At 56.3% G+C, this 12942-nt stretch carries 8 protein-coding genes and 1 pseudogene; 7 read left to right on the top strand and 2 right to left on the bottom strand.

The window, feature by feature from the left end; translation table 11 throughout:
- Positions 1–1064 precede the first annotated feature (1064 nt).
- A complete protein-coding gene (locus tag ACVIIW_RS15625) occupies positions 1065–2279 on the bottom strand; it encodes an EAL domain-containing protein (protein ID WP_456705163.1) in 1215 nt (404 codons plus the stop codon).
- 661 nt (positions 2280–2940) lie between these two features.
- On the opposite strand from ACVIIW_RS15625, the gene ACVIIW_RS15620 reads away from it, so the two are divergent.
- From ACVIIW_RS15620 to ACVIIW_RS15600, 5 genes are all read left to right on the top strand, one after another.
- Complete coding sequence (locus ACVIIW_RS15620) at positions 2941–3315, top strand: Nif11-like leader peptide family natural product precursor (RefSeq protein WP_456701562.1); 375 nt, start codon at positions 2941–2943, stop codon at positions 3313–3315.
- Between the two features lie 126 nt (positions 3316–3441).
- Entirely contained in the window at positions 3442–4899 is a 1458-nt protein-coding gene (locus tag ACVIIW_RS15615) for a radical SAM family RiPP maturation amino acid epimerase (RefSeq protein ID WP_456701561.1), read from the top strand.
- Between the two features lie 602 nt (positions 4900–5501).
- Positions 5502–6380 (top strand): hypothetical protein, encoded by an 879-nt coding sequence (locus ACVIIW_RS15610; RefSeq protein ID WP_456701560.1) that lies wholly within the window; start codon positions 5502–5504, stop codon positions 6378–6380.
- Entirely contained in the window at positions 6377–6970 is a 594-nt protein-coding gene (locus ACVIIW_RS15605) for a hypothetical protein (protein WP_456701559.1), read from the top strand. Before ACVIIW_RS15610 ends, ACVIIW_RS15605 begins: the two co-directional genes overlap by 4 nt.
- Before the next feature lie 152 nt (positions 6971–7122).
- The gene (locus tag ACVIIW_RS15600; RefSeq protein WP_456701558.1) at positions 7123–7623 is read left to right on the top strand and encodes a hypothetical protein; all 501 of its coding nucleotides are present in this window, start codon (positions 7123–7125) and stop codon (positions 7621–7623) included.
- Positions 7624–7938: 315 nt separating this feature from the next.
- On the opposite strand, the pseudogene ACVIIW_RS15595 reads toward ACVIIW_RS15600, so the two are convergent.
- A pseudogene (locus tag ACVIIW_RS15595) lies at positions 7939–9133 on the bottom strand (IS256 family transposase).
- Between the two features lie 300 nt (positions 9134–9433).
- On the opposite strand from ACVIIW_RS15595, the gene ACVIIW_RS15590 reads away from it, so the two are divergent.
- The gene (locus ACVIIW_RS15590) at positions 9434–9982 is read left to right on the top strand and encodes a hypothetical protein (protein WP_456701557.1); all 549 of its coding nucleotides are present in this window, start codon (positions 9434–9436) and stop codon (positions 9980–9982) included.
- Positions 9983–9986: 4 nt separating this feature from the next.
- Positions 9987–12548: an NACHT domain-containing protein gene (locus ACVIIW_RS15585; RefSeq protein WP_456701556.1), complete on the top strand. Its 2562-nt coding sequence runs from the start codon at positions 9987–9989 to the stop codon at positions 12546–12548.
- The last annotated feature ends 394 nt before the right edge of the window (positions 12549–12942 follow it).

Genomic DNA, 12942 nt, shown 5'->3' with positions numbered 1-12942 from the left:
TAGCGGCACAAGCGTAAAGCAAGAAGACTGCAACTTGTGAGGCGGCTTAAACAACGGACTTAATCCCCCAATTTTCGAAAGCTTGCACTCGGCACCAATTCAGGCTCTTGCGGCGATGGCCTGCGTTTGGTCTGCCAGGAGACGTAATGCTCCTTACGGACTGCATGCTGTTTGGCTTCGTGGCACAGAGCGCCGGCCAGACAACCATGCGTCTCTGCGCTTTCAGACTGCAAGCCGCAAATTCCGGATGGTTATTTTGCCCTGCCATGAGTGCACGACACCGACGACACTTCGGAGTTCAGATCCTAAACGAAGCTTTCTTTCCCTGTGGGTCTAACTGCCGCAGCGGATTAAAGGGAAAGCCGGCGCGAGGCGTACGATGGGGAAAAGGCTTTTCCTTTAATCGACTGCCTACCGCCAATTTCCGTATACTTGCCCGAGATCGCCTTTGGCTTGTGGCCACGATCCCGATTGACTCAACGTTGCCGGTCTCGTCGACCCGGTTCATCCAGCTCATCGCGTGCTGATGGCCAGTTCAAAGCGCTGCGGCAGCCCAACTTCGGGGCATCCAGTCCTCAACTGCCGCTACAACACGCTTCCGAATATCCAAATAACATGCCTTGCCCATCAATGCCGGCCTCCTATCCAGCCGGCATGCTGAATCAGAAACGCGCTGGTTGAATTCCCAAAACCGATTCAGACTAGCTCGATACCGCCGTAGGTCATCACCGGCCCAGATTCAAGGCCGTTGCGCCAACAGAGGTTTTTCATCGGCGGACCGCCCAGTTTCGTATGGACGCATGATCTCAGTACGCGAGAGCTACACGACGTGACGTATCCTCAATACTCGTATGAAAATACGTGGAACCTCCTCAATTGCGGGCGATAGACTAGATCTGATGCTTACATGCCTTTGTCGCAAATGCGTGCGAGCATCAGGCAACCTGCGTGTGTTATGCAGTCGGCGGACAGCACGGGCCAGTTGCCTGGAGCATAGTCGCCGCGGCGGCGCTGTTGATCGTTTGCGTGTTCTTCGCGCGGCGCTATGTGTAAGCTTTCGCGCCTCACTCCTGCTTCATCGCGGTCGGTCTCAAAGCGCTTCTAGCAAACTTCTTCAGTGGCATCGGTTTGCCGAACAGATAGCCCTGGACGAGGTCGAACCCGAGCTCGCTCACGGCCGCCAGGTCAGCCCCGCTCTCGATTCCTTCAGCTACGGCGCGCGCGCCGTAGTCCTGTGCGAGCTCAACGATGTGACGGCACACCGTGCGTTTTAGCCGGTCATTGCCGCAGCCGGCGACGAATTGCCGGTCGGCTTTCAGCTTGATGAAGGGAATTCTGTCCAGCCCCATCAGCTCCGGCCAATTGGCGCCGAGATTGTCGATCGACAGGCCGATATTGTGGAAGCTCATTTCGCGAGCGATCTCGGCCAAAAAATCGAGGTTGTGGATCGCCTCATCGCTGGCGATCTCAATCGTAAGCCCAGCAAAGGCCGGATGCATCGGCATGCGGCGGCAGAGATCGCTGACGGCATGGGGCTTTTTCAGATACGGCGCCGGCAGGTTGATCGATAGATCGACCGCGCTCTGCCGTTCCAAAAGGTAATGCCAGTCCTGCAGGGCGCGCTCGATCACGAACTCGGACAAGCCGCTGAAATATGGATCGTGACTCTCCGGAATGAAAAAGGCTGGCCGGACCACGCCCCAGGTTGGGTGTCGCATGCGCACCTTCGCCTCGGCACCGCGGCGAACCAGCGAGCGCGCGTCAATTTTCGACTGGTACCAGAGCTCGAGCCAGCCCCCATGCAGCGCCTCGCCGACATGCACCGCCGGGCTCGGGGCCGGCTCCTCGGGCAGCAGCATTGCCACGCGCTCGCGGAGTGTGTCGGCCGCAAAGGGCGTCGTAAGCGGCGGCAGCATCCCAAGCCCATATTCATCGCCGACCTGCTGCACCGCCTTCAAGATAATCGACTCTCGCACGCCGACAGCGAGAACCTTGCCCTCGAAGGCCTCGCGTACGAGGACCTCCAGAAATTGGCCTGGCTCGACGCGATCGGCGGCAATGCCAAGCAGGACCAGGTCGGGCAGATCGATAGCGAGTATAGATTGCAACTCGCCCGCACTGCTGCATTCGCTGGTGATGAAGCCGAGATCCTCGAGCACCTCGCTCATGAAAGCGCGCAGATGGGGCTTGCTATCCACCACGCATACGCGCGGCGTCATTTTGCGCCGTCCGAAAGTCTTCATCCCCGGTCCGGCAATCTCACCGCTCACATTGTCCATCGCAAACCACTCCCCGTTTGACCGCGGTGTGTCAGCGGTACGGCTGGCTAAAATATGGAGAGCTTCAGCACAATGGTTGAATAGTTCAGGTAAGCTTAAAGCGCCCATTATTCGTAAAATTGTCTGGAATGCGTTCGGTAACTTTTACCCTTGCCGCCTTCCGCTAGAAAATTCGGAATAGCAACCACAAATGTGGGAACTCATTGCCAAGCATCGCAAGTCGGAATTCGACTGGCGATAGTGAGGTTTGCTGCGTAATCCATCGTTGCTTGAGAACCGAACTAGATTGGCGATCAGCCCGACGCAAATACCCGGCTTATTCACTCGCTCCAGAGCCAAGTGCACCAGCTAGCGAGCATACCAGAGGCCAGATTGCTCAATGGTGTGCGAGGGTCATCCCCGACGCGCTGTGGTTTCCGCTGAATGCCGCGCTGGTCTGTCGCTCTGTGCTGGTCCGGGCTAACCACCGACAACGACATATCATTCCGCTCTGCTGAGCCTTCGTTAGGTTCAAGACGAATGTCGGCTTGTTGACGATACGCACGGTCAGAAAAGGCCAAAAGAAGCAATTTCAGTTTGGCACGCCGATTGCTCTGTTGCAGCATCGTCACCGATTACTTGCAGGTGACACATAGTGACAACATTTGGCGGAGGCTCGACGATGTCGCAGGTTGAGGTAGAACGGTTTGTCAACAATCTCGCCAAGGAAGGTAGTCTGCTTGAAAGCCTTAAACAGAGTGCTACAGGTCTTGCACCGATTGTAGCGGCCGGAAGGAGCCGCGGCTACGATTTCACGCTTGACGAGGTTAGAAGCTGCATCCGATCGCCACGCCGACTCGAATCGATGCACCGCGGCGCGCTAGTCGGCAGCAAGCAAGATTCGAGCGGTGCTGGCTTGAGTGAGATTGTGCATACCACTGCGTTGACCCGTTCCAACTCGCAGGTACGCACAGCCACCATTCAAACCGCGGACGGGGGCCGAAACTTAGTCGCTATGGTTCTTCTTATTGTAGTTGTTGTCGCGGTCACGGTCTGACAATTTCAACTCTGGTCGAATAGGCTTCCTCAAGGAAGCAATCAGGTCCGAAGAGAACTGAAAGCACGCCCCGACAGGAGTGAAATCATTGTTTTCGGGCCCCACTTCAGGCTCACCCGTAACGGCATGACGAACGCAGCCACCGAACACTTCCGACAGATCTTTGACCGCCGCACCCCCGAGCAACTGCGCACGCTGTCACATGTCAAGCGCTTCATGGAGAGGCTGGCCGGTGACTTGGATTTCCGCAAGGCGCTTTCGGAGAACGTTGATTTTCCTCGAGTGGTAACTGATCGCTACGGCATCGAAGTTGACCCAATGAAGATGCTGCCGCTCTGGCACCGCGGCTACCTGAAACACCGCTTCAACCCGGAGTCCAAGCCGTGGCCCCTCGCGATGATGTGGGACGAGTTTCTCTGCGAGATGTTGCGGCACCGCGATCTCCTGCGCGAACAGGGCGGAATGTCGACGATTAACCCTCGCTTTCATGCATGGCGCGAGCGCCAAATCCGGCGCTGCAGCGATGAATTGGGCGGAACGGCAGGGTCGATCACGTACCCCATCATCGCTTTCGAGCTGAGCTATGGCTGCACCGTCGGTTGCTGGTTCTGCGGCCTCTCGGCCGATCGCTTCAAGGGCTACTACGAATATAGCGAAGAGCATGCAGCGCTTTGGCGCGGCGTGGTCGGTATCACGAGCGAGATGTTTGGTTCGGCGGCCTGTACTGGTTTCTGCTACTGGGCCACAGAGCCTATGGACAACCCACACTACGACCGCTTTCTATTCGACTACTATCAGATCACAGGCGCGATGCCGCAAACAACGACGGCGGCACCGCTCAAGGATCGCGCACTCACCACGCGCGTGCTCGAAGTGTTCAAGCGCCATCGCACCGTGACTAATCGTTTCTCCGTGCTAAGCACAAGACATCTAGACCAGATTCACATGGCGTTTTCGCCTGAGGAGCTGATCGGTGTCGAACTTGTCCTGCAGGGTAAGGAGGCGATGACGGCAAAGGCTTTTGCCGGGCGCGCGCGTGATCGCGGCGAGAAATTTAGGAGGGCCAAAAAAGATGATGCAATCGCCTTGCTGGAGAAAGATCACACGACGATCGCCTGTGTTTCCGGCTTTCTCGTAAATATGCTGCAGGGACGTATACAATTGGTGACGCCTGTGCCGGGTAGCAAACGCTGGCCCCTCGGCTACCGCATTTTGAGTGAACGCTTTTTCAGGACGCCTGACGAGTTCCGGGAGGGGCTGCAGAGCATGATTGACCAGCATATGCTCGAGAGTCCGGCTCCCGAACTGCCAATCCGCTTCCGGAGGGACCTGCAATTCAAGGCCAGCAACCGATCCTTTTGTCTCCGCTCACCTCATATGGAACACCGGATACTCGACGACGCCGCTGGGGCTTCCGTTGGACATCTAATCGCGTACGGCAACTGCACAGCCTCGGAGCTGGTAAGGCAGGTCACGACCGACGGAACAAGCGTGTTCGCAGTAGCTGACCTGCTCGATCAGTTATACGCGGCCGGGGTGATTGAGGAGGACTTAGACGACAGCTTCGCTTGGCAGACCAGCTGACCTGTCACCCGGCTTGCATCCGAGCGCTTAGAGTCTCGGATTTTTTTGCCAGCCCCGCGACTGACGCGCAGGTAAGTTGTGTCTGACCAAATCGCTCGTCTCTGCCGACACGACCCGCAACCGCGCGTCGAAGTCATTCAGATCACTGCGCTCCGGCCGTCGCGGCGCAGCTAGACGAGCGCTGATTCACTCGCACTAGTTTCAACTCATGCCTTCAAAATATGATGTAAAATTAATATCGCCGGCATATTGCGTGAAACTCGGCTGGATCGCCTTCGCCGGCTTTCTCTGGCTGTTGGCGTATCTTGCCTGATCCCAAGCTGTTTGCGGGCCCAATTGGCGGGGTCGCGTACCCGAAAATACGGTTGAGCCCGCAGCCCAGCGGGCTTTTGGCCCTACTTGCGCGCACCTTCTGCTACAAGTACTCTAATGAAATCCGTCGTTTGAGAGGTTTTCGGCTGTGAACGGATGGCGGGCCCCGGCCGTACACAGGAGCCTCTCCAAGCAAGCACTGCGCCGATAACCTGCACCCAGATCTAACAGTAAGTTTACACGAGCGTCCGAAGCTGACACGCTCGACACCGATCCTGCCTGGAAGCCCCATGAACGATATTGCCCCAGATTTGGACTGGACGCCCTTCAACGAAGCGAATTCGATCGAGACCGTGGCAGCGTCGGTGAATTTCCGCGAGCCGCTGACCGAAGTCGCTTGGAAGAGAGCCGTCAGAGAGGCTGATGCCGTTTGCAGGGCCGCCGGCCTGACCGAAAAGCAAGTCCTTAACTCGGTCCAATTTATGGTGGGTCCTAATCAGGCTCCCCAGGCGCCTCCGGGCGCCCCAGCCGTCGAGGCGATGATCTTCCTACGCACAGCTGCCGTTTCGATGCCGGGAGCAGGGATGCAGAAGCGCCCTCTCGAAAGCTTGCAGGTGGGGCGGACCGGCCTGGTCTATCAGGCGATGCAGTATACGAGCTGGGCCGCGTTTGCCGAGCGGCTCGAGCAGTTGATCAAGCCGCCGCTGCGGAGCGCTCTGTATTCGATCAGCGTCGATAATCTGCGGCTTGAATACAAGGATAACTTTCGCTTCGCGGGGACGGGGAAACCAACAGCTCGCAAGATGCTCAATGCGGATTCCAAGCTTATTGTGCCGCATGCTTTTGACAATGAGAGGTTGTGGCATTCTCATACCGGCTTTTTCGAGGCCGCGCAAGGATGCAGGGAGCGTCTGGTGCAGGTCAATATTGACGCGAGCATGATGCATCTAGCACATCAGGTTACACCCGACACTTCCGTTCGAGTAATCTCGATCGGCACGGCTGTACAGAGCAACCTGCTCGAAGGTTCTTCTGAAGCGCTTGAAAATGAAGGCGAAACAGCTATATCTCAGTTGTCGACGTTCAGATCTATGCACGATCGTTGTATTGAGATTTTTAGGGAAATCGTAAGCGCCGATATAGCCATGCGCGTAGGACTTGATTCATGACCGGCATTTCGACGGCGGCCCCATTTTCAATCGATATTGACTCCCCCAGCAGCTCGCCTGCTTTTGCGAGGCGCAAACGTCTTGCTCCCTACGCTGTCGCGGGCTCGATGATTTTCTTGCTCGGGACGGCGCCGGTGGTGAGCGAGGCATCGCAAGCCCCTTCGGCTGTTCGCGGCCCGATTGCGACGCGGAATTCGGAAGTGCTCGATGAGCGGCTAAGGTATCAGACGCCGACAGGGTTCGATCGTGGTATCGCGCGGCTTCGTGACTTCCGTGGCTATAATGAGGATTGGGACGGCAACGGCGCAGCGGCGCCCAGCCAGACTGCTATTGATCGCGCGATTTCCTATGTGGCCGAGCTGGAACCTTGGCATCCCGCTCCCCTGACGACCCTAGGGCGAGACGGCAGTGCTATTCTCGAATTCGAAGAAGATGGCATGTTCAACTCGATCACATTCCTTCCCGATGATAATGTCGAACTCTACTCGAAGGCAGATGGCGAGCCATCGCAGTTCGTCAGTGGGCCGCCCAATTCGGCTGACGTAAACGCGTTTCTGACCACCGTGATGAATCTGCCCACCATCGTCTGATGCGTTGCGCGGAGTGTCGAAAATGGCTGGGCGGCACAGGGCGTAGGCTCGCCAGGGATTTGGAAGAGCACTGTCCGGCCTGCGAATGCGAACAGCATAGTGTAGGCGATGGTTCGCCGGGCATCGTCCAGAATGGCGAGACGCTCTATCGAATGTTCGTCGATCCTGTGGACGTCGATTCAGATGGAAGGCTCGCGCGGGCGGCCTTTTCCAAGGCTTATGAAGATGGGCTCAGCATTGTACGTGAACGCGCGAATGATGCGGAGGTCGAAGCTTTGGCGATTGATATTCTCTCAACAAAGCCAGGAAAGCCGACCAAAAAAGTCCTAGCGATTTTCAGATTTGTGTGCGTGTCGGTGCGGCAGGAGATGATTGTTTACAACAACGCGCGTGTTCGCGCGTTCTGCGTTTACGATCAGACAGTACCCCGCATTTTTGAGCAGGGTCTCGCGCCTGTTCCGACCCACGGCATCGTTTTGGCGCGACGAATGTACGTGCCACCCGTCACGGCTCGCCAATTCGAGCACGACTGCAACGTGACCCTTCATCGGCTCATTGCGGCCGAAAGGATCGAGGTCGTGGACTTCCGAGACGGTCTGATTCACCGACTCAATGAACGATCCGCAGCCGGCGAATTCGTCAGAGCGGCTTGATCTGTCCCCTCTCAAAACAAAGCCGAAAGTTCCATCCAGAGACTTCGCAGGACCGCCGCAACCTGACGAACCCCCCTCAAAACAGCCTCCCGCACCCGCTAGCACTCTCTCATAAACCTGATCACAGTGTTCATTTGCCGTAAGACTATGCCCGCACAAGCAGAGTTCTGTGCGTCAAGTTCAGCAAAATTGATCATGGGGTCCGGCCAAGCCATCCCCTCGGAGCCGCCGTCGCTCGCTCGCCCAAGCGCAGCGCTGGCAAGCGGCGGCGGCGGAGAGGGGTGGCGTCCATCCCTTTGGTGGGCCTGAGCATCGTCAGGCCGCCTGACGCAGCGTCTCCTTCTTGTGCTCCTTCAACAGGTCCATGTTCAGATACCGATTGGTCCTCGAGCCAGCCCTCGTGGCACTCGACCGTCAGCGCCCGCACCAGCCTTAGGCAGCTCTCGGCGTTGGGGAAGATTCGCACCACATAGGTGCGCCGCCGGATCTCCTCGTTGAGGCGCTCCAGCATTTTGGTCGACTTCATGTGCTTGCGGTGCCCCAGCGGCAGACGGAAGTAGGTCAAGGTCTCCTCGATGTTGTCCTCGACCCAGCCGGTGAGCTTGAGGTATTTGCGGCCCCATTTGGCAGGCCAGGCGGCCAGATCGCGCCGTACCTCGCCAAGATCGTGTCGGTCGTACATCCAGCGCAGCTCGAGCAGGCAATCGTCGTCGACCTTGCGTGCACATAGTCGAGCGCGTTGCGCAGGAAGTGCACATAACAGCGCTGCCAGAACACGCCGGCCAGCACTTCGGCGATCGCCTTCTTCAAGGCGGGATGATCGTCGGAGGCGACGAAATCGACGCCATGCAGGCCGCGGCCTTCAGGCCTTGCAAAAACTCGCTCCAGCTCGACCGGCTCTCCCGGTTGGCGAGCTCGACCGCGAGCACCTGGCGCCGGCCGTCCCAGTCGACCCCGATCGCGATCAGCACCGCCTGGCTGGCGATGACGCCGTCCTCGCGCACCCGCTCATAGCGGGCATCCAGGATCAGATAGGGAAACGGTTCCTTGAGCTTGCGCTCGCAGAACGCTTTCAGCGCCCATCCAGCCGCTTGTTGATCGCGCTGATCGCCGAGGCCGAGAAGGCATGGCCCACTAGTTCCTCCGTGACCTGCTTGACCTTCCGTGTCGAGACGACTTGCACGTACATCTCGGCCAGGGCCGCAACCAGCGCCTTTTCCCAACGCTGATAGCGCTCGAACAGCTCGGTCGAGAACCGCCCCTGCCGGTCCTGCGGCACCTTCAGCTCGATCATGCCAACCCGGGTGATCAGCGAGCGCGGACAATAGCCGGAGCGATAGCCAAGCCGTCCCTCGCTGCGCTCGCCTTTCTCCGCACCCAGCGTCTCCCTCATTTCGGCTTCGAGAATGTCCTGCACCGCACTTTGGATCAGCGGCTTCAAGAACTCCTTGTCCGACCTCAACAACTCTTTGACTGCGGAGACATCCGTCCTAATCTTCGTCACGGTCATGGCGGGTCCAAGCTCCTCTACGAGCGCTGATCTTCTCAATCACCGGACTTACCATGGGCGCTTCAGCCTCTCAGCTTTTGCAGAACCTTCCACACACTACCACAAGCAGTAGCGCTCGGGCACAGAAGCCTTTGCGAAAGGTTTGGCTTCGAACCATCCTCGAAGCCGCGGTGTTGACAATCCAGATTGTCTTCAACGCGTCCATCAGCGCTTCAATGGCGGGCAGACGCGCTTGGCGCCAGCTTTGGTCGATCTGGATTTTTAAACGTTCTGCGCGCTCACAGAGCTGGCGAGGGGTGCTTGATTGCGTTGAATTACGGCAATTCCCACCGCATGCCCCCAAGGTATTTGATCCCACCCGGCCGCACTCAGGACTTCCTCGATGTTCCACGCACAATCGGCTTGCTCCCCACCCCCTTCACCAAACCCCACATCGAACGGCGTTCAAACGACTTGAGAGCATTAGCGATGAGCTTCTTTGCTTCGACAGCGAACAGAGACCGTCGAGACATCCTGAACTTCACGAGCTCCGTTTCAGCGGATGCCGCGCGATCCAACGCCTCTGCGAGCTTTCTGTTCGATTCCGCCTTTATCTCTGCCGATGCGAGTCGCGCGTATGCAGATGCACTCAATGACCAAACCAATCCCGATTATTCCGCAGTTATGGCATACAGCTTCCTAAGCTCGTTCGATCGAGGCCAATTCCTGCTTAACAAAAATTTCAAGGACAGTTCCGGCAGAGATCGCAGGAGTGGCTCGGCCGGACCACGCTTCGGCCCGCTACTCGGCCGTCTCTGGGTAACCTCCAAATGCACCCGCGACCAGAGAATGCAGCACTGCAATTGGTGACTTCATGGCCTTCATCAATGCGGAAACGATTTCGACGAGTTTCGTTCTTGCCATTCCTCCATGCCGCGATGATCCGTCAACCGCTCGCCCTAGCCAAACAACTTCTGCACGATTCTTCAAGCCCGCACAACGGCGGTCTGGGGGCGGGCCTGTGAACTATGATAGATTGCCCAAACCAGACTTGGCAGCGGGGGAGACCGTGGAGATGGATGCAGGCAGTAAAGAGGATTCAAACGCTGAACGCAGCAGCCCTGTTGCGGTCGGAGACGATCTGCGTGACCACGTCATCGCCCTGCTTGAGGCGCGAGGAGTTAAGGTCGAACGAGAAATCCGGATCGGCGTAAAGCGCGTCGATGTCCTAGCGGTTTTCGAGGACGAACTTGAACGAAGGCGTATTGCGATCGAATGTAAAAACATCGATCGTAACCTAGGCCAACAGGACGTTGCCCTCGTCTACACCGAGTATGAAACTCTCCTTCCCAAGGACGTTGACGCCGTATGGCTGATTGCACGAAAAGATTTCACCCCGGACGCAAAGAATCTTGCAAAGGCGAAGATTGGCTTCCGTCTTTTTACGATCGATGAATTTGAAGAGCGCCAATTCGGCTTCAGCCGTTACGTCAGACAACTGATCGAAATATTTCGAGAACAAGACCTTGAAGCCTATTACGTAGAACAACGCGTGGCAGGCGATCAACCTCTTATCGAGAAGGTCCGCTCATGGATCGACAGTGACGACGGTAGGCCGCTCGCGATACTTGGTGGATACGGAATGGGAAAAACCTCATTCTGCAAGTATCTCATTCACCAACTCGGGACGGAGTATCTCAACGACGTCTCGAAGCGTGTGCCGATCTATGTGCGGCTCTCCGAGATTGCTAAAGAGCAGGAGTTAGAGGGCCTGCTTGGAAAGATGCTGGCCGCACGCTACCGTCTATCGAACTACTTCTTCGAAGACATCATGAACCTCAATCGTCGTGGCAAGTTCGTTTTCATCTTCGACGGCTTTGACGAAATGAAGCATGCGCTCTCCTGGGATTTGTTTAAATTCAACTTCGGTCAGATTAACCGCACCGTAGTAGAGAATTCCCGCGTCATCGTTGCTGGTCGGCCCAACGCGTTTCTTTCCGACCAAGAGCACAGTTGGGCACTGCGCGGCACTCGGATATCTGGCGAGCAAACGATTCGTATCCCTGGGAGCCCAGAATATATCGAGCTAGCTATCCAGCCATTTTCGAAGTCTGAAGCTCAATTGTTCCTGCGACGATATCTCACCAAGCACTTGAAGCGATCCGGCGAAAGCGTCGAGGGCGCGAATGCCGAATGGGTCGAATCTCGCGTTCGCGAATTTGAAGCCCTAACTCACCGAGACGACTTCAAGCGACCGGTGCACCTACGCATCTTCGCAGATATCGCCACCAATCGAAGCGTGGTTCTAAAGGACTTCAGCGTCTACGAGCTTTATGAAATCGCGACTCAACTCACCCTAGATCGCGAAATGGAGAAGCAAGAAAGGCTCCCCATAGACGGCGGCAAGCGGTCAAAATTCCTTCAAGATGTAGCGTGGTGGCTATGGGAAAAGGAAGGTGGCCGAGCCCTCAATTTCAACCCACGCGAGGTGCCAACCACGATAATCAGGCGTGTCGTCCCTGTGGAATATGAAACTTCTGATGAGGGCGTCTTAAGAGAGCTCTTTTCAGGCGCATTCATCGAACGAAAATTTGGAGACAATTTTTACTTTGCTCATCGGTCATTCTTAGAGTTCTTCGTGGCGAAGAGATTTGAAAACGCCGCACAAGCTGGCCTTACACTGGGCACGATAGACGCAACGATTAACAACGAAATTGTTGATTTCCTCAAGTCGGGAAAGCATTTCGCGAGGTTCGTTGAATTTGCTCTCGATCAGATGCGTCGGTACGCCGGCGAGTTGAAGTTGATGCTGTTGAATGTGGCGCACGATTTCATGATTTCGACGGGATATGACAAACGGCAATTGATGAATCAGCAGCACATTGATCTCCTCTTCAAATCACTGCCGTTGTACGATGCTGAGAACCAACGCGGTGCTCTCGCAACGCTAGATTCGCTGATCACGACCGATTTGCCGATGCGCGCCTCTGAAGGAGGAATGCATGAGCGGGGGATCAATGCGCTCTATTTTATAATCGACACCATTATGTTCAACCTTAACGCTCCGCAGTTTCGCGACGCCACGCTAGCAACTGTTCAGCACCTGATGTCGAGAGTCAGCTTTCCACACTTGCGAAGCGTCAAAAAGGGCGCGGGCCGGCTGAGAATCGCTGTTACAAGAGCAAATTTCTTTGAGTTTCTAATCGTAAATTGTTGTCGGGCAACAGCCGAAAATGGACCTGATGGATTGCCCCAACTCTTCGTTGATTTTGGGCGTATGCTGAACGAAATTTACGAGACTCATCGACCGAAGATAATGGTGGCCAATCGTACCTTCCCCATTGAAGGACGATTCACGCTCGAAATTGCAGCTAACACGTTCGATGTCACGGCGGCCGATTGGGCGCTCCTGGTCGAAGCCCTTCGCGAGCCCTAGTTGGCCAGAGGGTGCAACCGAAGAGGCAACGAAAACGCGATGAGCCCGACATTTAGCGACCCTGCGCTCACAGCGTTCCGGAAAATACTCCTTGACGATGTCCAGTTTAAAGAGCTGGCAAACTTCTTTGTTGAGTCAATGAAGTCGAAGGAATTGGCGGAGCCAGGTTGCGAGCAATTCAACGTCTCTCGACTGCAAGCGCTCCACATAAGACACAAACCGGTGTCGTTGAGATAAGCCCCCTCATTCGGCGCCGTGAGACGAAGGTCATAGGTCTCGCTTAATGTTGCTTCACGGCAACATTTCGCACTTTTCAAAGTTCGTTCCATCCGCGCGTGTTGCTCGCAGAGGGAGAATAGTATCTCATCGCAACCGGCAAGGTTGGGAATGTATT

Source organism: Bradyrhizobium sp. USDA 4449, from assembly GCF_054056275.1.
Note: the sequence above shows the minus strand (reverse complement) of the source record. Positions and strands in the feature narration are given on the sequence as shown.

Bases quoted from the DNA above. Each gene is read 5' to 3' on its own strand.
- ACVIIW_RS15625 (WP_456705163.1), bottom strand. From the start codon at position 2,279: ATGGACAATGTGAGCGGTGAGATTGCCGGACCGGGGATGAAGACTTTC.
- ACVIIW_RS15620 (WP_456701562.1), top strand. From the start codon at position 2,941: ATGTCGCAGGTTGAGGTAGAACGGTTTGTCAACAATCTCGCCAAGGAA.
- ACVIIW_RS15615 (WP_456701561.1), top strand. From the start codon at position 3,442: ATGACGAACGCAGCCACCGAACACTTCCGACAGATCTTTGACCGCCGC.
- ACVIIW_RS15610 (WP_456701560.1), top strand. From the start codon at position 5,502: ATGAACGATATTGCCCCAGATTTGGACTGGACGCCCTTCAACGAAGCG.
- ACVIIW_RS15605 (WP_456701559.1), top strand. From the start codon at position 6,377: ATGACCGGCATTTCGACGGCGGCCCCATTTTCAATCGATATTGACTCC.
- ACVIIW_RS15600 (WP_456701558.1), top strand. From the start codon at position 7,123: ATGTTCGTCGATCCTGTGGACGTCGATTCAGATGGAAGGCTCGCGCGG.
- ACVIIW_RS15585 (WP_456701556.1), top strand. From the start codon at position 9,987: ATGGCCTTCATCAATGCGGAAACGATTTCGACGAGTTTCGTTCTTGCC.